At 68.8% G+C, this 19,155-nt stretch carries 19 protein-coding genes; 9 read left to right on the top strand and 10 right to left on the bottom strand.

All coding sequences use genetic code 11. The features are described 5' to 3' along the window. Positions 1-65 precede the first annotated feature (65 nt). From IM725_RS01580 to IM725_RS01570, 3 genes are all read left to right on the top strand, one after another. Positions 66-1,049 carry a quinone oxidoreductase family protein gene (locus IM725_RS01580; protein WP_193778810.1) on the top strand — a complete coding sequence of 328 codons (984 nt, stop codon included), beginning with the start codon at positions 66-68 and terminating at the stop codon, positions 1,047-1,049. Then, a complete protein-coding gene (locus IM725_RS01575) occupies positions 1,046-1,810 on the top strand; it encodes an NUDIX hydrolase (RefSeq protein ID WP_287066859.1) in 765 nt (254 codons plus the stop codon). Before IM725_RS01580 ends, IM725_RS01575 begins: the two co-directional genes overlap by 4 nt. Before the next feature lie 116 nt (positions 1,811-1,926). Beyond that, positions 1,927-2,301 (top strand): response regulator, encoded by a 375-nt coding sequence (locus IM725_RS01570; protein ID WP_193778809.1) that lies wholly within the window; start codon positions 1,927-1,929, stop codon positions 2,299-2,301. Positions 2,302-2,327: 26 nt separating this feature from the next. On the opposite strand, the gene lspA is transcribed toward IM725_RS01570, so the two are convergent. The 3 genes from lspA to IM725_RS01555 all read right to left on the bottom strand — a co-directional run bounded on the left by lspA (position 2,328) and on the right by IM725_RS01555 (position 6,786). Then, positions 2,328-2,825, bottom strand: coding sequence for a signal peptidase II (lspA, locus tag IM725_RS01565; RefSeq protein ID WP_193778808.1), 498 nt, complete (start codon positions 2,823-2,825; stop codon positions 2,328-2,330). Beyond that, positions 2,825-5,680 carry an isoleucine--tRNA ligase gene (ileS, locus tag IM725_RS01560; protein ID WP_193778807.1) on the bottom strand — a complete coding sequence of 952 codons (2,856 nt, stop codon included), beginning with the start codon at positions 5,678-5,680 and terminating at the stop codon, positions 2,825-2,827. Before ileS ends, lspA begins: the two co-directional genes overlap by 1 nt. A 107-nt stretch (positions 5,681-5,787) precedes the next feature. Next, positions 5,788-6,786 (bottom strand): bifunctional riboflavin kinase/FAD synthetase, encoded by a 999-nt coding sequence (locus IM725_RS01555; protein ID WP_193778806.1) that lies wholly within the window; start codon positions 6,784-6,786, stop codon positions 5,788-5,790. 176 nt (positions 6,787-6,962) lie between these two features. Between IM725_RS01555 and IM725_RS01550 the strand changes: the two genes are divergently transcribed. Then, the gene (locus IM725_RS01550; protein WP_193778805.1) at positions 6,963-7,520 is read left to right on the top strand and encodes an HNH endonuclease; all 558 of its coding nucleotides are present in this window, start codon (positions 6,963-6,965) and stop codon (positions 7,518-7,520) included. Positions 7,521-7,580: 60 nt separating this feature from the next. Here IM725_RS01550 and IM725_RS01545 read toward each other — a convergent pair whose 3' ends face one another. The 4 genes from IM725_RS01545 to IM725_RS01530 all read right to left on the bottom strand — a co-directional run bounded on the left by IM725_RS01545 (position 7,581) and on the right by IM725_RS01530 (position 10,812). After that, a complete protein-coding gene (locus IM725_RS01545) occupies positions 7,581-8,051 on the bottom strand; it encodes an SRPBCC family protein (protein ID WP_193778804.1) in 471 nt (156 codons plus the stop codon). Next, positions 8,044-8,379, bottom strand: coding sequence for an ArsR/SmtB family transcription factor (locus tag IM725_RS01540; protein WP_193778803.1), 336 nt, complete (start codon positions 8,377-8,379; stop codon positions 8,044-8,046). Before IM725_RS01540 ends, IM725_RS01545 begins: the two co-directional genes overlap by 8 nt. A 128-nt stretch (positions 8,380-8,507) precedes the next feature. Next, positions 8,508-9,623 carry an acyl-CoA dehydrogenase family protein gene (locus tag IM725_RS01535; RefSeq protein ID WP_193778802.1) on the bottom strand — a complete coding sequence of 372 codons (1,116 nt, stop codon included), beginning with the start codon at positions 9,621-9,623 and terminating at the stop codon, positions 8,508-8,510. Positions 9,624-9,633: 10 nt separating this feature from the next. Continuing rightward, positions 9,634-10,812 (bottom strand): acyl-CoA dehydrogenase family protein, encoded by a 1,179-nt coding sequence (locus IM725_RS01530; RefSeq protein WP_193778801.1) that lies wholly within the window; start codon positions 10,810-10,812, stop codon positions 9,634-9,636. 123 nt (positions 10,813-10,935) lie between these two features. Between IM725_RS01530 and purN the strand changes: the two genes are divergently transcribed. The 3 genes from purN to IM725_RS01515 all read left to right on the top strand — a co-directional run bounded on the left by purN (position 10,936) and on the right by IM725_RS01515 (position 14,139). Beyond that, entirely contained in the window at positions 10,936-11,520 is a 585-nt protein-coding gene (gene purN / locus IM725_RS01525; RefSeq protein ID WP_193778800.1) for a phosphoribosylglycinamide formyltransferase, read from the top strand. A 4-nt stretch (positions 11,521-11,524) separates the two neighbouring features. Continuing rightward, entirely contained in the window at positions 11,525-12,790 is a 1,266-nt protein-coding gene (locus tag IM725_RS01520) for an RsmB/NOP family class I SAM-dependent RNA methyltransferase (RefSeq protein ID WP_193778799.1), read from the top strand. Between the two features lie 134 nt (positions 12,791-12,924). Next, on the top strand, positions 12,925-14,139 hold the full coding sequence (locus IM725_RS01515) for a DesA family fatty acid desaturase (RefSeq protein WP_193778798.1): 1,215 nt from the start codon (positions 12,925-12,927) through the stop codon (positions 14,137-14,139). Between the two features lie 222 nt (positions 14,140-14,361). On the opposite strand, the gene rpmG is transcribed toward IM725_RS01515, so the two are convergent. The 3 genes from rpmG to trxB form a co-directional block, all read right to left on the bottom strand. Continuing rightward, a complete protein-coding gene (rpmG, locus tag IM725_RS01510; protein ID WP_193778797.1) occupies positions 14,362-14,532 on the bottom strand; it encodes a 50S ribosomal protein L33 in 171 nt (56 codons plus the stop codon). Positions 14,533-14,547: 15 nt separating this feature from the next. Continuing rightward, on the bottom strand, positions 14,548-14,781 hold the full coding sequence (rpmB, locus tag IM725_RS01505; protein ID WP_193778838.1) for a 50S ribosomal protein L28: 234 nt from the start codon (positions 14,779-14,781) through the stop codon (positions 14,548-14,550). A 192-nt stretch (positions 14,782-14,973) separates the two neighbouring features. Further along, complete coding sequence (gene trxB / locus IM725_RS01500) at positions 14,974-15,927, bottom strand: thioredoxin-disulfide reductase (RefSeq protein ID WP_193778796.1); 954 nt, start codon at positions 15,925-15,927, stop codon at positions 14,974-14,976. A 160-nt stretch (positions 15,928-16,087) separates the two neighbouring features. Between trxB and IM725_RS01495 the strand changes: the two genes are divergently transcribed. Together IM725_RS01495 and IM725_RS01490 are read left to right on the top strand one after the other, a co-directional pair. Continuing rightward, entirely contained in the window at positions 16,088-16,762 is a 675-nt protein-coding gene (locus IM725_RS01495) for a Crp/Fnr family transcriptional regulator (RefSeq protein ID WP_193778795.1), read from the top strand. Between the two features lie 55 nt (positions 16,763-16,817). Beyond that, complete coding sequence (locus IM725_RS01490; RefSeq protein WP_193778794.1) at positions 16,818-19,145, top strand: DNA translocase FtsK; 2,328 nt, start codon at positions 16,818-16,820, stop codon at positions 19,143-19,145. Positions 19,146-19,155: the final 10 nt, after the last annotated feature.

Here is a 19,155-nt window from a genome sequence, read left to right as displayed (position 1 = left end):
GCGGTTTCGTGGCACCATGTGGCCGCCCGAATCCGGGATGCAACAAGAACCCAAGGAAGAGACACATGACCCGAGCCGTCCAGATCACCCAACACGGCGGGCCCGAACAGCTGCAGGTGGTGGACGTCACCGTCGGCGCGCCCGGCCCCGGCGAGATCCGCATCCGCCACAAGGCCGTCGGCCTGAACTTCATCGACGTGTACCAGCGCACCGGCCTGTACCCCATGCAGTTGCCGGCCAAGCTGGGCATGGAAGCCAGCGGCATCGTCGAGGCGGTGGGCGAGGGCGTGACGCACCTGAAGGCGGGCGACCGCGCGGCCTATGCCAGCAACCCCCCCGGCTCGTACAGCGACGAGCGCGTGATGCCCGCGCGCAACGTGGTCAAGCTGCCCGACGCGATCGACTTCGACACCGGCGCGGCCATGATGCTCAAGGGCCTGACGGCCCAGTACCTGCTCAAGCGCACGCTGCCGCAGGGCGGCCTGAAGGAAGGCGACTTCGTGCTCTTCCATGCCGCCGCCGGCGGCGTCGGCCTGATCGCCTGCCAGTGGGCCAAGGCCCTGGGCCTGCAGCTCATCGGCACGGCCGGCTCGGACGCCAAGTGCCAGCTCGCCAAGGAGCACGGCGCCGCGCACGTCATCAACTACTCGAAGGAAGACTTCCTGCCCCGCGTGAAGGAGATCACCGGGGGCCGCGGCGTCAAGGTGGTGTACGACTCCGTCGGCAAGGACACCTGGGACAAGTCGCTGGACTGCCTGGCCCCCTTCGGCCTCATGGCCAGCTTCGGCAACGCCTCCGGGCCGGTGCCGCCGTTCTCGCCCGGCATCCTGGGCCCCAAGGGTTCCATCTACGTCACCCGCCAGACCCTGTTCACCCACATCGCCACGCGCGAGGTGAACCAGGAGATGGCCGATGACCTGTTCGCCGCGGTCACCAGCGGCAAGGTGAAGATCCGCATCGACCAGCGCTACAAGCTGGAAGACGTGCAGCAGGCGCACCGCGACCTGGAAGCGCGCAAGACCACCGGCTGCACCATCCTCACCCTGTGAGCGACTGGCGCGCGCGCGTGCGTGCGGCGGCCGACCAGCCGCCCGCGCGGCCCCGCGTGCCGCTGTGGTGGGCCCAGCATCGCATCGGCTCGGTCGAGCCCGGCCTGCTGGAGCCCCTGGGCCTGGCCCCCGAGGTGCTGCGGCCCGGCCGCGACGGCTGGGTGCTGGGCGGCGACTGCAGCGCCAGCCTGCACCTGCTGGCGCACGCGCTGCGCGAGGCCGGCCTGTCGCACGCCTGGCGCGACGAGCAGCTCGCGGTGGCCGGCGAGGCCGGCGAGATCGTGGGCAGCGTGGAGCGCGGCGTGGTGCGGCCGCTGGGCATCCCCACCCTGGCGGTGCACCTGATGGCCCGCGCGCCCGACGGCCGCCACTGGGTGCAGCAGCGCTCGCTGACCAAGCCCAACGACCCGGGCCTGTGGGACACGCTGATGGGCGGCATGGTGCCGGCCAGCGACAGCGTGGCCCAGGCCCTGGCGCGCGAGACCTGGGAGGAGGCCGGCCTGCAGCTGACCCAGCTGCATGCGCTGCACCACGGCGGCCGCTTCCTCATGCGCCGCCCGACCGGCGCGGGCGCGGCCGGCTACGTGGTCGAGTGGGTCGAGTGGTACGGCTGCGTGCTGCCGGACGGTGTCGTTCCGCGCAACATGGACGGCGAAGTGCAGGATTTCCGCTGTTTGCCGCCGGATGAGCTGGAGCGCATGCTGGACGCCGGCGCGTTCACGGTGGAGGCCGCCTGCGTGCTCGCGGCCGCCGGCGTTTGACCCGTTCGCCGGGACGCGGCGGCACGGCTGGGCCAGCCCCTTCCTACAGGCGCCGTGCCCCGAGGACGGCACGCTGCCCTTCCATGGCCGCCTAGAGTGGCTGCCTGGAGGTCAACATGAGCGTGCGGGCGTATATCGTCGAGGACAGTCCCACCATCCGCGAGAACCTGATCGAGACGTTGCAGGAACTGGCGAGCGTGGAACCGGTGGGCATGGCCGACACCGAGCGGGAAGGACGGCAGTGGCTGTCCAGCCACGATGGCCAGTGGGACCTGGCCATCGTCGACCTGTTCCTGCGCGAGGGCAACGGTCTGGGCATCCTCGCGGCCTGCCGCAAGCGCCGGCCCGGGCAGCGCATGGTGGTGCTCAGCAACCACGCGACCCGCGACATGCGCACCCGCTGCCACCAGCTGGGCGCGGACGCCTTTTTCGACAAGTCCACCGAGATCGATGCGCTGGTGGACTACTGCGTGGCCGTGCAGGACCACTGAGGCGCGGGCCGCGCCCGCGGCGCGCCTCAGCGCGTGCGCCGCACGCGCAGGAACTCGTCCAGGATGAGGCCGATGGCACCGATGGTGATGCCGCTGTCGGCGACGTTGAAGGACGGGAAGTACCAGCCGTGCCAGTGCACCTGGATGAAGTCCACCACGTAGCCGTGCACCAGGCGGTCCAGCACGTTGCCGATGGCGCCGCCCATGATGCAGGCCAGCGAGAACGAGAACAGCCTCTGCCCGGCGTGCGAGCGCAGCAGCAGCACGATCACCACCGCCGCCGCGAGCCCGATCGCGGTGAACACCCAGCGCTGCCAGCCCGAGGCGGCGGCCAGGAAGGAGAAGGCCGCGCCCGTGTTGTGCGCCCGCACGATGTTGAGGAAGGGCGCCACGTAGGTGCTGTCACCGTACTTGTAGAAGCCCAGGATGAGCACCTTGGTGAACTGGTCGGCGAGGAACACCACCAGCGCCAGCAGCAGCCAGGGCATCCAGCCGCCGCGCCCGCCCGCTTTGCCGCGGGCCATCAGGCGAACACCCGGTCTTCACCGGCGCCGAACAGGTTGCTCACGCAGCGGCCGCAGATCGTCGGGTGCGCCGGGTCGGCGCCCACGTCGTCGCGCCAGTGCCAGCAGCGCTCGCACTTGGTGGCCGTGGAGGGCGCGACGCGGATGCTGAAGTCGTCGCCGGGCGCCACGGCCGCGGCCGAGGTGATGAGCACGAACTTCAGGTCATCGCCCAGGCTGGCCAGCGCGGCCAGCAGTTCGCCATGGCTGGCCATGGGCACGTGCAGCGCGACATTGGCCTGCAGCGAGGAGCCCACCTGGCCCGCCTCGCGCAGCGACTCGATCTCCTTGTTGACCATCTCGCGCGCGGCGCGCACCTGCGCCCACTTCTGCAGCAGGGCGTCGTCGACGTCGCCGAAGCGCCAGAACTCCTCCAGGAAGATGGACTCGCTGCTGCCGTAGAGCTTCCAGGCCTCCTCGGCGGTGAAGCTGAGGAAGGGGGCCATCCAGCGCAGCATGGCGTGGGTGATGTTCCACAGCGCGGTCTGCGCGCTGCGCCGCGCCAGCGACTTGGGCTGCGTGGTGTAGAGCCTGTCCTTGAGCACGTCCAGGTAGAAGGCGCCCAGGTCTTCCGAGCAGAACACCTGCAGCTTGGCCACGACGGGGTGGAACTCGTACACCTCGTAGTGCGCCAGCACCTCCTGCTGGAACTGCGCGGCGCGCGACAGGGCCCAGCGGTCGATCTCCAGCATCTCCTCGGCCGAGACCGCGTCCTTGGCCGGGTCGAAGTCGCTGGTGTTGGCCAGCAGGAAGCGCAGGGTGTTGCGGATGCGGCGGTAGGCGTCCACCACGCGGGCCAGGATCTTGTCGTCGCCGGCGATGTCGCCCGAGTAGTCGGAGGCGGCCACCCACAGGCGGATGATCTCCGCGCCCAGCTTCTTGCTGGTCTCCTGGGGGTCCACGCCGTTGCCCATGGACTTGCTCATCTTGCGGCCCTGCGAGTCCACGGTGAAGCCGTGGGTCAGCAGGCCGCGGTAGGGCGCCCGGCCGTACATGGCGCAGGCCGTGAGCAGCGAGGAGTGGAACCAGCCGCGGTGCTGGTCGTGGCCTTCCAGGTACAGGTCGGCCTCAGGGCCGCTCTCGTGCGCGGCGCCCTCGTGCGAGTGCCTGAGCACCGTGGTGTGGGTGGTGCCGGAGTCGAACCACACCTCCAGGATGTCGCTGCTCTTGGTGTAGTGCGGCGCGTCGCCGGCGCAGCCGGCCTTCGCGAACACCTCTTCCGTGCTCGCCTTGCTCCAGGCCTCGATGCCGCCGGCCTCGACCATGTCGGCGGCGATGTCCAGGATCTCCATGGTCCTGGGGTGCAGCTCGCCCGAATCCTTGTGCAGGAAGAAGGGCAGGGGCACGCCCCAGCTGCGCTGGCGGCTGATGCACCAGTCGGGGCGGCCGCCGATCATGTCGCGCAGGCGGGCCTTGCCGTTCTCGGGATAGAACTGCGTCTCCTCGATCGCGGCCAGCGCCAGCTGGCGCAGGGTCTGCGGCGCCTTGTCCTTGGTGAACACGCCTTCGCCCTCGTCCATGCGGATGAACCACTGCGCGGCCGCGCGGTAGATCACCGGCGTCTTGTGGCGCCAGCAGTGCGGGTAGCTGTGGGTGATGGTCTCGGTGGCGAACAGGCGGCCGGCCTTGTCCATGGTCTCGATGATGACCGGGCAGGCCTTCCAGATGTTCATGCCGCCGAACAGGGGCAGCTCAGGCGCGTAGCTGCCGTTGCCCTGCACCGGGTTCAGGATGTCGTCGTAGGCCAGGCCGTGGGCCACGCAGCTGTTGAAGTCTTCCACGCCGTAGGCGGGCGAGGAGTGCACGATGCCGGTGCCGTCCTCGGCCGTGGCGTACTCCGCCAGGTAGACGGGCGACAGGCGCTTGTAGCCCTCGTCCACGTGGTAGAGCGGATGGCGGAACGCCAGGCCGCCCAGCGCCTTGCCGGGGGTGGTGGCCAGCACCTGGCCCTGCAGCTTGTAGCGCTCCAGCACCTTGCCCACCAGCGACTCGGCCACGATCAGGCGGCCGCGCGGCGTCTCCACCAGCGCGAACGTGATCTCGGGGTTGAGGTTGAGCGCCTGGTTGGCGGGCAGCGTCCAGGCGGTGGTGGTCCAGATCACGGCGAAGATGTCGGCGCCGTGGTCGGCCGGCAGGCCGAAGGCCGACAGCACCTTGGCCGGTTCGTGGGCCAGGAAGCCCACGTCCAGGGTCTGCGATTTCTTGTCGGCGTACTCGATCTCGAACTCGGCCAGCGAGGAGCCGCAGTCGAAGCACCAGTACACGGGCTTGAGGCCGCGGTAGACGAAGCCGCGCTCGATCACGCGCTTGAAGGCGCGGATCTCCTCGGCCTCGTTGACGAAGTCCATGGTGCGGTAGGGATGGTCCCAGTCGCCCAGCACGCCCAGGCGCTTGAAGTCGCCCATCTGCAGCGCGATCTGCTCGGTGGCGAAGGCGCGGCTCTTGGCCTGCATCTCGTCGCGCGGCAGGTTGCGGCCGTACTTCTTCTCGATCGCGTTCTCGATCGGCAGGCCATGGCAGTCCCAGCCCGGGATGTAGGCCGCGTCCATGCCCTTGAGCTGGCGCGACTTCACGATCATGTCCTTGAGGATCTTGTTGACCGCGTGGCCCATGTGGATCTGGCCGTTCGCATAGGGCGGGCCGTCGTGCAGCACGAACTTCTCGTGGTTGCAGCGGGCCGCGCGCAGCTTCTTGTACAGGCCCTGCTCCTCCCACGCCTTCACCCAGCCCGGCTCGCGCTTGGGCAGGTCGCCGCGCATGGGGAAGGGGGTGTCGGGCAGGTTCAGGGTCGCGCGGTAATCGGTCTTGTCGGTCATGGAAACCTCGGATGCGGCAAGGGGGAGCCGGGTCGTGCCCGGCACGGCCACGGGAACAGGCGTGGCGCCTGGCCCCCGGGCGCACCCGGGGCGCGGGAAGGCCGCGTCTAAATTCGGTCGCGCGTGGTCTGGCGACGGGTGGACGCGAAGAAGGCGCGTGCGTCGTCGCAGTCGCGCCGGATGCCGGCGGTGAGGGCGTCCAGGCTCGCGTACTTCAGTTCGTCGTGCAGCTTGTGCAGAAGGTCCACGCGGATGATTTTACCGTAGCCCCCCTCGGCGCCCAGGCCGGCGGGCCAATCCAGGCAGTGGGTCTCCAGCAGCACCCGCCCGCCGTTGACGTCGCCCGGATCCAGCGAGGGCCGTATGCCCAGGTTGGCCACGCCTTGCAGCGGCGCGTCGGCCAGGCCGTGCACCAGCACCGCGAAGATGCCGCTGGCCGCCGGTTTCCAGTGGGAGAAGCGCAGGTTGATGGTGCGAAAGCCCAGCTCGCGGCCCAGCTTGCGGCCGTGCACCACGTGGCCGCTGATGCTGTAGGGACGCCCCAGCAGGGCGCCCACGCCTTCCATGTCGCCGCGTGCCAGGGCCTCGCGCACCGCTGAGCTGGAGACCCGCAGGCCGTGCACCTCGTAGCTGTTCATGCGGGCGACGTCGAAGCCCAGCCGCGCGCCCGAGGCGTCCAGCATGGCGTAGTCACCGGCGCGCCGGGCGCCGAAGCGGAAGTCGTCGCCCACCAGCACGTAGCGCGCGCCCAGGCCGCGCACCAGCACCTGCTGGATGAAGTCTTCGGGAACCTGCGAAGACAGCCGGGCATCGAACGGAAGAACCACGCACTGGTCGACCGCGCAGCGTGACAGCTCGGTCAGCTTGTCGCGCAGGGTGGCGATGCGGGCCGGGGCCAGTTCGGGCTTCCTGGTCACGCCGGCGAAGTAGTCGCGCGGGTGCGGCTCGAAGGTCAGCACGCAGCTGGGCACGCCGCGGTGCCTGGCCTCGCTGTTCAGCAAGGCCAGCATGGCCTGGTGGCCCCGGTGCACGCCGTCGAAGTTTCCGATGGTCACCGCGCTGGCGGGTGCGATGCCGGGATGGTGGAAGCCTCGGAAGATCTGCATGGCCTGGGCGGCGGGCGTTATGGTTTTGATAGCAAACGTGCGGCCACGCCGGCGCACCGGCAAGGCGGTGTCTGCCATGGTGCGGACACTGAAACAAGGTATATTGTGCTGCAGAGCGCGGCCGTCGCGCCGCGCAGCACCGTACGTGTTTCTTTCGGAATGGAAGGAGTCGTGTCTTGAAGGTGTTGAAGCTGTCGGCCCAGGGTCTCCCCCAATCCTGGATCTCGCTCGAGCAGGCGGTGCTGCACTACGCCGCCGGTGAAGTGCGCTGGGAAGCCGGCGCGCAGGTCGCCCTCTTCCGTGGCGGGCACAACGCGGTCACCGGCGAGCAGTCGCAGATCGCGGTGTCCAGCATCATCGGCACCAAGGGCGTGCCCAACATCAACCCCTTCGACCTCAAGCCCGGCCTGACCAACGGCAAGCTCTTCGCCCGCGACCGCAACGTCTGCGCCTACTGCGGCGACGAGTTCCACGAGGAAGAGCTGACGCGCGAGCACATCATCCCCTTCGCGCAGAACGGCAAGGACCACTGGATGAACGTGGTCACCGCCTGCCGCGCCTGCAACCACCGCAAGAGCAGCCGCACGCCCGAGCAGGCCCGCATGCCGCTGCTGTACACGCCCTACGTACCCAGCCTCTGGGAGGACTTCATCCTGCGCAACCGCCGCATCCTGGCGGACCAGATGGAGTTCCTGATGGCGCACCTGCCGAAGAACAGCCGGCTGCACGGGTAGCGGCGGCCTGGGCCCAGCCGCCCCCGCGGTGCGCCCCGGCACAGCCGCAGGCGCCTGCGCTCACTGCGCCGCGGCCTGCGCCTGCGCCGGCGCGCTCTCGAAGGCCACCTGGCCGGTCTCCAGCAGCGACTTCAGGTTGGACACGATCTTGGGCCAGCCGCCCGACACCGCCTCCACCAGCATGGAGCCCTCGCGCTCGATGGAGTGGGTGATGGTCAGCTTGCAGGCCTCGCCCAGGGCCTCGATCTCCATCACGCACAGCGAAGGCCCCTCGGCCTTGAGCTCTGGCCGTTTCACGTGCGACCAGCGGATCACCAGCCGGCGCGGCCGGTCGGCCTCGACGATCTCGCCCGCGTCCCAGACCTCGCCGCTCTGCGACAGCAGTTGCCAGGACGAACCGGGCCGCCACTGGCTTTCGCAGTGCATGCCGAACCAGTACCGCTTCATGAATTCCGCGTCGGTCAGGGCGGTCCAGAGCTTGTCCGGCGTGGTGCGGATGTAGCTCACGTAGAGGAAGGTCGATCTAGCCATCGCTGTTCTCCAGTCCTTGCTTGAGGTTGCGAAGCGCCTGCAGGCGGGGTTGCTCGAACTTCGCGATCCACCGGTCGTAGATCTGCTGCAGGGGCACCGGGTTGAGGAAATGCAGCTTTTCACGGCCGCGCCACACGGTGGCCACCAGGTTGGCGGCCACCAGCACCTCCAGGTGCTGCGTCACGCCCTGCCGGCTCATGTCCAGGTGGCCGGCGAGCTGCCCCAGGCTCTGACCGTCGTGGGCATGCAGCAGGTCGAGCAGCTTGCGCCGGCCCGGGTCGGCCAGGGCCTTGAAGAGCAGGTCGGTGTCAGGGATCCGGGAAGCCATGGCAAAGCGGGAAGCAGTCTGGGGTGCGGGTTCATTATGCAAGTAAATACTTGCATGTCAAGGGCGCCGAATGGGCAAGAAAAAAGCCCGGCAGTGCCGGGCTTGTGGGGCTCAGGGGGGGCGCCTGTTCAGGCAAAGACGCCGGCCGTGTCCTGCATGTGGGCCGACACTTCGCCCAGGTGGTGCAGGGTGTCGCCGAAGGTCAGTTCAACCTGGGTCAGCTTCTTGAAGTAGTGGCTGCCGATGTACTCCTCGGTCACGCCGATGCCACCGTGCAGCTGCACCGAGGCCTGGCTGATGAAGCGCGCGGAGTTGCCCAGCTGGTACTTGGCCCGCGACATCGCGCGGCGGCGCTCTTCGGCCGGCGCGTTGAGCTTGAGGCTGGCGTAGTAGCTCATGGAGCGGGCCAGCTCCAGCTGCATCTTCATGTCGGCGACGCGGTGGCGCAGCGCCTGGAAGGTGGACAGCGTGACGCCGAACTGCTTGCGCGTGTTCATGTACTCGACGGTGAGGTCCACCGTCTTGTCCATCACGCCCACCGTTTCGGCGCACAGGGCCGCGATGCCGATGTCCACGGCGTGCTGCAGGGCCGCCAGGCCGTCGGTGGTCACCAGGGTGGCCGGGCTGTTGGCGAACTTGACTTCCGCGGCGCGGCCGCCGTCGATGGTGAGGTAGCCGTTGGCGCTCACGCCCGCGGCGGAGCGCTCGACCAGGAACAGGGCCATCTTGCCGCCGGCGATGGCCGGCACCAGGAAGGCGTCGGCCTGGTCACCCGCGGTCACCACGCTCTTGGCGCCGGACACGGTCCAGCCGCCGCCGGCCTGCTGGGCCTGCGTCTCGCAGACGTCCAGCTTCCAGCGGGCCTTGCGCTCCACGTAGGCCAGCACGACCAGCGCCTCGTTACCGGCGATGCGCGGCAGCCAGGCCGCCTTCAGGTCGGCGCCGGCGTAGCCGCTCAGCACGCCGCCGGCAATCAGGCTCTGGGCGATGGGCTCGTGCACCATGCCGCGCCCCAGCTCCTCCATCACCACCATGCCTTCGACCGGGCCCATGCCCATGCCGCCGTCGTCCTCGGAGACGTACAGGCCCGTCAGGCCCAGGCCCGCCAGCTCGGTGTACACGTTGCGGTCGAAGCCGCCCGCGCGGGTGATCGCGCGGCGCTTGTCGAAGTCATAGCTGCGGTCCACCCACTTGCGCACCGCGTCGCGCAGCTGCTGCTGGTCGTCGGAAAATTCGAAATCCATGGTTGTCTCCTCAGCCCAGCACGGTCTGCGCCACGATGTTCCGCTGCACCTCGTTGGAGCCGCCGTAGATCGTCGTCTTGCGCATGTTGAAATAGGTGGCGGCCAGGGGCGCGCAGTGGGCCGCGCCCACGTACTCGCCCTGCCAGCCGGCTTCCATGGCCTCGCGGATGAAGGGCACGGCGTAGGGGCCGCAGGCCAGCATCATCAGCTCGGAGTAGCGCTGCTGGATCTCGCTGCCGCGGATCTTGAGCAGGCCGGCGATGTCCAGCGAGTTCTTGCCCGACTTCTCGGCCGACAGCACGCGCAGCACCAGCATCTCCAGGGCCACCACGTCCACTTCCAGCTTGGCGATCTCGTCGCGGAAGCGCATGTCGTCGTAGACGCCTTCGGCCTTGGCGATGCGCTTGAGGCGCTCGAGTTCGCGCTTGGCGCGGTTCACGTCGGCGATGTTGGTGCGCTCGTGCGAGAGCAGGTGCTTGGCGTAGGTCCAGCCCTTGTTCTCCTCGCCGATCAGGTTCTCGGCCGGCACCTCGACGTTGTCGAAGAAGACCTCGTTCACCTCGTGGCCGCCGTCCAGCATGATGATGGGACGCACGGTAACGCCGGGCGACTTCATGTCGATCAGCAGGAAGGAGATGCCGGTCTGCGGCTTGCCCTCGGTGCTGGTGCGCACCAGGCAGAAGATCCATTCGCCGTACTGGGCCAGCGTGGTCCAGGTCTTCTGGCCGTTGACGATGTACTTGTCACCCTTGCGCTCGGCGCGGGTCTTGAGGCTGGCCAGGTCGGAGCCCGAACCCGGCTCGCTGTAGCCCTGGCTCCACCACACCTCGCCGCTGGCGATGCCGGGCAGGAAGCGCTTCTGCTGTTCGGCATTGCCGAAGGCCATGATCACGGGCGCCACCATCACGGGGCCGAAGGGCACGACGCGCGGGGCGCCGGCCAACGCCAGTTCTTCCTCGAACAGGTGCTTCTGCACGGCGTTCCAGCCGGGGCCGCCGAATTCCTTGGGCCAGCCGTAGCCCAGCCAGCCCTTCTTGCCGAGGATCTTCGCCCAGCGTTGCATGTCGTCGCGGCTGAGGTGCAGCGAGTTGTGCACCTTGTGCGAGATGTCCTTGGGCAGGTTCTCGTGCACCCAGGCGCGAATGTCTTCTCGGAACTTCTGTTCCTCGGGGGTGAAAGCCAAATCCATGGGTTGTGTCTCCAGAGAGTTTGCGATTATCCGTACGACCGTGCTTTTTTGCTTGTCCGGGCGGCGACAGCCCGCGCACCCGGCCGGAGGGGGCCAGGACGCGGCTGGGATAATCCGGCCCGAATGAAGAACATTGTCATCCTGATTTCGGGCGGCGGCAGCAACATGGCTGCGATCGTGCGTGCCGCTCGTGACGGCCGATGGCGGGAACGGTACGGCGCGCAGGTCGCGGCGGTCATCAGCAACCGGCCGGACGCGGCCGGCCTGGCCCTGGCCCGGGCCGAGGGCATCCCCACCGTGGTGGTGGACCACCGGGAGCAGCCCAGCCGTGAGGCCTTCGACGCCCGGCTGGCGCAGGAGATCGAGCGCCACCAGCCCTGGCTGGTCGCCATGGCCGGGTTCATGCGCATCCTGGGCGACGGCTTCGTGGCCCGTTTCGCCGGCCGCATGGTCAACGTGCACCCCTCCCTGCTGCCGGCCTTTCCCGGCCTGGACACCCACCGCCGGGCCATCGAGGCCGGCTGCCGCTTCGCCGGCGCCACGGTGCACCGGGTGACGGCCGACCTGGACCACGGGCCCATCCTGGCGCAGGCGGTGGTGCCCATCCTGCCCGCCGACACCCCCGAGACCCTGGCCGAGCGCGTGCTCAGCCAGGAACACCTGATCTATCCGCGGGCCATCGCCGGCCTGCTGGCCACGGAAGGCTGACCCCATGCATCCCAAAGCCCTGCTGGACGCCTGCACCGAACTGGTCGGGCAGGTCCTGCGCTTCGAGCACCCCGCCGACGCGGTGGTCTCCCGCTTCTTCCGCGAGCACCGCTCGCTGGGCCCGCGCGAACGTGCCACCCTGGCCGAGACGGTCTACAACGTGCTGCGCCGCAAGCTGCAGTTCGAGCATTTCGCCCCGTCGGGCAGCGGGCCCCGGGCGCGCCGCCTGGCCATCCTGGGCTTCGAGGGCCCGCGCGACTTCCTCAAGGCCGCGCTGTCCGACACCGAAAAGGCCTGGCTGGACCAGTGCGACGCCGTCCGCCCGCAGGACCTGCTGGAGCGGCACCGCCACAACCTGCCGGAGTGGCTGGTGCAGCCGCTGCGCGAGCAGCTGGGCGAGCAGTTCTGGCCGCTGGCCGAGAGCCTGCTGCGCACCGCGCCCCTGGACCTGCGCGTGAACACCCAGGTCGCCAAGCGCGAGGAGGTGCGCAAGGAACTGGCCGCCGCCGGCATCGCGGCCACGCCCACGCCCTATTCGCCCTGGGGCCTGCGCCTGGCCGACAAGCCGGCGCTGACGAAGCTGGATGTGTTCACCCGCGGCGCCATCGAGGTGCAGGACGAGGGCTCCCAGCTGCTGGCCCTGCTGCTGGACGCCAAGCGCGGCGAAATGGTGGTGGACTTCTGCGCCGGCGCCGGCGGCAAGACCCTGGCGATCGGCGCGGCCATGCGCAGCACCGGCCGGCTTTATGCCTTCGACACCTCGGCCCACCGGCTGGAGGCGCTCAAGCCGCGCCTGGCCCGCAGCCAGCTCTCCAACGTGCACCCCGCGGCCATCGCGCACGAGCGCGACGAGCGCATCAAGCGCCTGGCCGGCAAGATCGACCGCGTGATCGTGGACGCGCCCTGCTCGGGCCTGGGCACCCTGCGCCGCAACCCCGACCTGAAGTGGCGCCAGTCGCCGCAGGCCGTGGCCGAGATGACGGCCAAGCAGGCCGCCATCCTGGCCAGCGCGGCCCGCCTGCCCAAGCCGGGCGGCCGTCTGGTCTACGCCACCTGCAGCCTGATGCCGGAGGAGAACGAGGCCATCGCCCAGGCCTTCACGGCCGCGCACCCGGACTTCAGGCCCCTGGCTGCGCAGGAGATCCTGGAGCAGCTCAAGGTCCAGGACGCGGCCTCGCTGTGCAGCGGGGAGGGCGGGCTGTACCTGCGCCTGTGGCCGCACCGGCACGCGACGGACGGGTTTTTCGCCGCCGCCTGGGTGAAAAATTGATGCGAATCAAGGGAAAAGGCCTGGGCTGTGCTTAAACACAGCTGGTTTTCACGGGCCCCGCCCTAAAATCAGTGTTTGGCTGGGGCGAGTCTCGTCCCGGCCGTTCTGCAATTGGAAAAGAGAGATATTTCCTGATGATGCTTCCTGACTGGCCTGTGCTGGACGCCGCGGTGACCTGGCTGGCCAACGGCCTCTGGCACCTGAGCTGGTGGCAGGTCGTGCTCTACACCCTGGTGACCACCCACATCACCATCGCGGCCGTCACGATCTTCCTGCACCGCACCCAGGCGCACCGTGCGATGGACCTGGGCCCCATTCCCTCGCACTTCTTCCGCTTCTGGCTGTGGCTGGGCACGGGCATGGTCACCAAGGAGTGGGTCGCGATCCACCGCAAGCACCACGCCAAGTGCGAGACGCCGGACGATCCGCACAGCCCGCAGACGCGCGGCATCGAGACCGTGCTGTGGCGTGGCGCCGAGCTGTACCGCGCCGAGGCCAAGAACCAGGACACCATGGCCAAATTCGGCCACGGCACGCCCAACGACTGGATCGAGCGCAACCTGTACACCCGCTACTCGTGGCAGGGCGTGGGCCTGATGCTCATCCTCGACCTGGCGCTCTTCGGCGCGCTGGGCGCCACGGTGTGGGCGGTGCAGATGCTGTGGATCCCGATCACCGCGGCCGGCATCATCAACGGCATCGGCCACTACTGGGGCTACCGCAACTTCGAGGCGCCGGACGCGAGCACCAACGTGTCGCCCTGGGGCATCATCATCGGCGGCGAAGAGCTGCACAACAACCACCACACCTACCCGACCTCGGCCAAGTTCTCGGTCAAGAAGTACGAGTTCGACATCGGCTGGATGTACATCCGCATGTTCGAGCGCCTGGGCTGGGCCAAGGTGCGCAAGGTGCCGCCCAAGCTGCGCCTGGGCGAGGTGCAGCCCGTGGCCGACGAGAAGACGCTGGAGGCGCTCATCGCCAACCGCTACGAGGTGATGGCCGGCTATGCGCGCGAACTGCGCCGTGCCTGCAAGGCCGAGATCGAGAAGGTGCAGGGCAAGCCCGCCGACCTGTCCCTGCTCAAGGCCGCCAAGCGCTGGCTGCCGCGTGACGCCGACCGCGTGCCGGCCGAGGCCGTGCCTCAGCTGGCGCAGGCCCGTGCCCAGCACCCGGTGCTGGACAAGATGGTCACCATGCGCGAAGAGCTGCGCCAGATGTGGATGAACACCTCGCACAGCCGCGAGCAACTGGCCGCCGACCTGCAGGGCTGGTGCCGCCGCGCCGAAGAAAGCGGCATCGCCCAGCTGCAGCAGATCTCGCTGCGCCTGCGGGCCGCGCGCGCCTGACGAAGGCGTCCCGCTCCTTCGAAAAAGCCCCGCTGTGCGGGGCTTTTTTCATGGGCGTCGGCGAGGGGTTTCGCCGTTGTCTGGCGCTCCATGGTCGTCGGCGAGCGGTGTCGCCGACGGCTGGCGCTCTTGCCTGCGGCCAGCGCTTGCCGGTGGCGCTCGTGACCCCGCCAAAGAAAAAGCCCCGCGACGCGGGGCTTTGTTCGTGGGAAGCAGGCTGAATTACTTCAGCTTCATTTCCTTGTACTCGACGTGCTTGCGAGCCTTGGGGTCGAACTTCATGATCGACATCTTTTCAGGCATCGTCTTCTTGTTCTTGCTGGTGGTGTAGAAGTGGCCGGTACCCGCAGTGGATTCCAGCTTGATCTTTTCGCGTCCGCCTTTGCTAGCCATGTCGGTGCTCCTTGATTAGGCCTGGCCGCGGGCACGCAGGTCCGCCAGCACGCTGTCGATGCCGTTCTTGTCGATCAGGCGCAGGGCCGCGCTCGACACGCGAAGGCGGACCCAGCGGTTCTCGGTCTCGACCCAGAAACGGCGGTATTGCAGGTTCGGCATGAACCGGCGCTTGGTTTTGTTGTTGGCGTGGGAAACGTTGTTCCCGACCATCGGGCCCTTGCCCGTGACGTCGCAGACGCGTGCCATGGAAGCACTCCAGATTTCTACAAACGGCCGCCACTGACGTGGGAGCCTCACCTCGCCAGAAGGGTGGCGGTAACCCATGGTTGCCCTGGATTTCAGGGCCAAGCCTGCGATTATAGCCTGGCTGGCTTGGAGGCACCAGCCGCCTGCAAGGCAGCGCCGCCGGCAGGGCATCCCCGCCGGCGAAAAGGGCCCTCAGCCCTGCTGCTCCAGGAACCGCTGCGCATCCAGCGCCGCCATGCACCCCGTTCCCGCCGAGGTGATCGCCTGCCGGTACACATGGTCCTGCACGTCGCCGGCCGCGAAGACGCCCGGGATGCTGGTCATGGTGGCGAAACCGTTCAGGCCGCCGCGCGTGATGATGTAGCCGTCCTTCATCTCCAGCTGGCCCTTGAAGATCTCGGTGTTGGGCGAGTGGCCGATGGCGATGAAGCAGCCCTGCAGCGCCAGGTCCTCGGTGCTGCCGTCGTTGGTGTCCTTCAGGCGGATGCCGGTCACGCCCGTGGCGTCTCCCAGCACCTCGTCCAGGGTCTTGAAGAGCTTGAGCTCGATCTTGCCCTCCTTGACGCGCTCCATCACCTTGTCGATCAGGATGGGCTCGGCGCGGAACTTGTCGCGGCGGTGCACCAGGTAGACCTTGGAGGCGATGTTCGACAGGTACAGCGCCTCCTCGACGGCGGTGTTGCCGCCGCCGATCACGCAGGTGGTCTGGCCGCGGTAGAAGAAGCCGTCGCAGGTCGCGCAGGCCGACACGCCCTTGCCCATGAAGGCCGTCTCGGAGGGCAGCCCCAGGTAACGCGCCGAGGCGCCGGTGGCGATGATCAGCGAGTCGCAGGTGTACTCGCCGCTGTCGCCCTTGAGCCGGAACGGGCGCTGGCTGAAATCGACCGAGCCGATGTGGTCGAACACGATCTGGGTCTTGAAGCGTTCCGCATGCGCCAGGAAGCGCTGCATCAGCTCCGGCCCCTGCACGCCGTTCACGTCGGCCGGCCAGTTGTCCACCTCGGTGGTGGTCATGAGCTGGCCGCCCTGGGCGATGCCCGTGATCAGCAGCGGCTGCAGGTTGGCGCGGGCGGCGTAGACCGCGGCGGTGTAGCCGGCGGGGCCGGAACCGAGGATGAGGACTTTGGCGTGTTGGACGGTGGACATGGTGCTTTCGGCTGTGGAGAAAACACCACAGCTCGGTGTACATTTGGCGGCTTGGGAGTGAAGTATCAACCCGGTCAGGCGGCCGCATCGCCTGCCCGGTTCTATGGCCTTGATTGTAAGAAGCCATGGCCGGGCTGCCGCAGTAAGGAATCCAACAACGATGTCCATGCTCTCCAACCTTGAGCTGATCCGGCGAGTTCCGCTGTTCGCGCTGCTCACGCAGTCACAGGCCGAATCCGTCGCCGACGCGGTGAGCAAGCGGCGGTTCAAGCGAGGCGAGACGGTGGTGGAGCAGGGCGAGAAGTCCAACACCCTGTTCATCATCCTGACCGGCCGGGTGCGCGTGGTCACCGCCGACAAGCGCGGGCGCGAAGTCATCCTGGCCACGCTCAGCCCCGGCGACTACATCGGCGAGATGAGCCTGATCGACAACGAGGCCCACTCCGCCACGGTGCGCGCCGAGATCCAGACCGACATGCTGGCCCTGGGCCGCGCCGAGTTCGCGCGCTGCCTGCCCGAGAACAGCTCCATGGCCTACGCCATCATGAAGGGGCTGGTGCAGCGCCTGCGCGCCGCCGACCGAAAGATCGAATCGCTGGCCCTGATGGACGTGTACGGCCGCGTGGCGCGCGCCCTGCTCGAGTTCGCCCAGCCCGACCGCGAGGGCGCGCTGGCCATCCGCGAGCGCATCTCGCGCCAGGACATCGCCAAGATGGTGGGCGCTTCGCGCGAGATGGTCAGCCGGGTCATGAAGGACCTGGAGGACCGCGGCTTCATCGAGACCCGCGAGGACGGCTCCATGCTGATCAAGGACCGCCTCTCCACCCTGGGCTGACGGCCCGCTTTTCCGCTGGGAGCGCGGTGCGCGCTGGGGTAAGCTCCGCGGGCGCATGACGTATTCGCTCCACACCCTCTCCGACGCGGCCCCGGCACGGGGCGCTTCTGCGCCGCGCCAGGGCGCCGCCCGCTATGCCCAGGAATTCGCGCTGGTGCTCGGCGCCGCCGCCCTGGTGTTCTGGATGCTGGCCCTGCTGAGCTACTCCCAGCAGGACGCCGCCTTCTCCACCTCTGGCGCAGGCCTCGCGCCGCGCAACTGGGGCGGCCGCCTGGGCGCCTGGCTGGCCGACGCCAGCTACTTCGTGCTCGGCTACTCGGCCTGGTGGTGCGTGGCCGCCGGCGTGCGCGCCTGGCTGACGGCGCTGGCGCACTGGATGCGCGCCGACCTGCCGGCCCGAGAGCCCGGCTTCCTGAACAGCCGCACCGCCTTCTGGCTCGGGCTGCTGCTGCTGCTGGCCGCGAGCTGCGCGCTCGAATGGGCGCGCCTGTACCGCTTCGAGGGCCACCTGCCCGACCATGCCGGCGGTGCGCTGGGCTGGCTGGTGGGGCCGGCCTCGGTGCGCTGGCTGGGCTTCAACGGCGCCGGGCTGCTGGCCGTCGCGATCGCGGTGGTCAGCGCCTCGCTGGTCTTCCGCTTCTCCTGGGGCCAGGCCGCCGAACGCCTGGGCGCGCGCATCGACGCCTTCTTCGAATCCCGCCGCGAGAAGCGCGAGGCCGCGCAGGACATCGCGCTGGGCCAGGCCGCCGCCCGCGAGCGCGAGGAGGTGGTGGTCGAGGAACGCATCGAGATCGCCGAGCACCACCCGGCGCCGGTGCTGATCGAGCCCACCCTGGCCGAGGTGCCGCGCAGCGAACGCGTGGCCAAGGAGCGCCAGAAGCCGCTCTTCAAGGAGCTGCCCGATTCCAAGCTGCCGCAGGTCGACCTGCTGGACGGCGCCCAGGTGCGCCAGGAAACCGTGCCGCCCGAGACGCTGGAGATGACCAGCCGCCTGATCGAGAAGAAGCTGAAGGATTTCGGCGTCGAGGTGCGGGTGGTGCTGGCCCAGCCGGGCCCGGTGATCACGCGCTACGAGATCGAGCCGGCCACCGGCGTGAAGGGCTCGCAGGTCGTCAACCTCGCCAAGGACCTGGCGCGCTCGCTCTCGCTGGTCTCCATCCGCGTGATCGAGACCATCCCCGGCAAGAACTACATGGCGCTGGAGCTGCCCAACGCCAAGCGGCAGTCGATCCGGCTGTCCGAGATCCTGGGCTCGCAGGTCTACAACGAGGCCAAGTCCATGCTGACCATCGGCCTGGGCAAGGACATCATCGGCAACCCGGTGGTCGCCGACCTGGCCAAGATGCCGCACGTGCTGGTGGCCGGCACCACCGGCTCGGGCAAGTCGGTGGGCATCAACGCGATGATCCTGTCGCTGCTCTACAAGGCCGAGGCGCGCGACGTGCGCCTGCTGATGATCGACCCCAAGATGCTGGAGATGTCGGTCTACGAGGGCATCCCGCACCTGCTGGCGCCGGTGGTGACCGACATGCGCCAGGCCGCGAACGGCCTGAACTGGTGCGTGGCCGAGATGGAGCGGCGCTACAAGCTGATGAGCAAGCTGGGCGTGCGCAACCTGGCCGGCTACAACCACAAGATCGACGAGGCCAAGGTCCGGGGCGAGTTCATCTACAACCCCTTCAGCCTCACGCCCGAGCAGCCCGAGCCGCTGGACCGGCTGCCCCACATCGTGGTGGTGATCGACGAGCTGGCCGACCTGATGATGGTGGTGGGCAAGAAGATCGAGGAGCTGATCGCCCGCCTGGCGCAGAAGGCGCGTGCGGCCGGCATCCACCTCATCCTGGCGACGCAGCGGCCCAGCGTGGACGTGATCACCGGCCTCATCAAGGCCAACATCCCGACCCGCATCGCCTTCCAGGTCTCCAGCAAGATCGACAGCCGCACCATCCTCGACCAGATGGGCGCCGAGGCCCTGCTGGGCATGGGCGACATGCTCTACATGGCCAGCGGCACGGGCTTCCCGGTGCGCGTGCACGGCGCCTTCGTCACCGACGAGGAGGTGCACCGCGTGGTCGCCTACCTGAAGGAGCAGGGCGGCGAGCCCAACTACATCGAGGGCGTGCTGGAGGGCGGCACCGTGGACGACGAGGGCGGCCCGGCCGGCGAGGGCGGGCCCTCCGGCGAGAAGGACCCCATGTACGACCAGGCCGTGGAGGTGGTGCTGAAGAACCGCAAGGCCAGCATCTCGCTGGTCCAGCGGCACCTGAAGATCGGCTACAACCGCGCCGCGCGCCTGGTCGAGGACATGGAGAACGCCGGCCTGGTGAGCGCCATGAACGGCCAGGGGCAGCGCGAGATCCTGGTGCCCAGCCGCAACGAGTGAGGCGGCGCCA

The organism is Ramlibacter aquaticus, assembly GCF_015159745.1.
Classification (GTDB): domain Bacteria; phylum Pseudomonadota; class Gammaproteobacteria; order Burkholderiales; family Burkholderiaceae_C; genus Ramlibacter; species Ramlibacter aquaticus.
Note: the sequence above shows the minus strand (reverse complement) of the source record. Positions and strands in the feature narration are given on the sequence as shown.

Coding starts and splice junctions, on each gene's coding strand:
- IM725_RS01535 (WP_193778802.1), bottom strand. CDS start 9,623: ATGGATTTCGAATTTTCCGACGACCAGCAGCAGCTGCGCGACGCGGTG.
- IM725_RS01515 (WP_193778798.1), top strand. CDS start 12,925: ATGATGCTTCCTGACTGGCCTGTGCTGGACGCCGCGGTGACCTGGCTG.
- rpmB (WP_193778838.1), bottom strand. CDS start 14,781: ATGGCACGCGTCTGCGACGTCACGGGCAAGGGCCCGATGGTCGGGAAC.
- IM725_RS01555 (WP_193778806.1), bottom strand. CDS start 6,786: ATGCAGATCTTCCGAGGCTTCCACCATCCCGGCATCGCACCCGCCAGC.
- lspA (WP_193778808.1), bottom strand. CDS start 2,825: ATGGCCCGCGGCAAAGCGGGCGGGCGCGGCGGCTGGATGCCCTGGCTG.
- IM725_RS01580 (WP_193778810.1), top strand. CDS start 66: ATGACCCGAGCCGTCCAGATCACCCAACACGGCGGGCCCGAACAGCTG.
- rpmG (WP_193778797.1), bottom strand. CDS start 14,532: ATGGCTAGCAAAGGCGGACGCGAAAAGATCAAGCTGGAATCCACTGCG.
- IM725_RS01530 (WP_193778801.1), bottom strand. CDS start 10,812: ATGGATTTGGCTTTCACCCCCGAGGAACAGAAGTTCCGAGAAGACATT.
- IM725_RS01545 (WP_193778804.1), bottom strand. CDS start 8,051: ATGGCTAGATCGACCTTCCTCTACGTGAGCTACATCCGCACCACGCCG.
- purN (WP_193778800.1), top strand. CDS start 10,936: ATGAAGAACATTGTCATCCTGATTTCGGGCGGCGGCAGCAACATGGCT.
- ileS (WP_193778807.1), bottom strand. CDS start 5,680: ATGACCGACAAGACCGATTACCGCGCGACCCTGAACCTGCCCGACACC.
- IM725_RS01495 (WP_193778795.1), top strand. CDS start 16,088: ATGTCCATGCTCTCCAACCTTGAGCTGATCCGGCGAGTTCCGCTGTTC.
- trxB (WP_193778796.1), bottom strand. CDS start 15,927: ATGTCCACCGTCCAACACGCCAAAGTCCTCATCCTCGGTTCCGGCCCC.
- IM725_RS01520 (WP_193778799.1), top strand. CDS start 11,525: ATGCATCCCAAAGCCCTGCTGGACGCCTGCACCGAACTGGTCGGGCAG.
- IM725_RS01540 (WP_193778803.1), bottom strand. CDS start 8,379: ATGGCTTCCCGGATCCCTGACACCGACCTGCTCTTCAAGGCCCTGGCC.
- IM725_RS01490 (WP_193778794.1), top strand. CDS start 16,818: ATGACGTATTCGCTCCACACCCTCTCCGACGCGGCCCCGGCACGGGGC.
- IM725_RS01570 (WP_193778809.1), top strand. CDS start 1,927: ATGAGCGTGCGGGCGTATATCGTCGAGGACAGTCCCACCATCCGCGAG.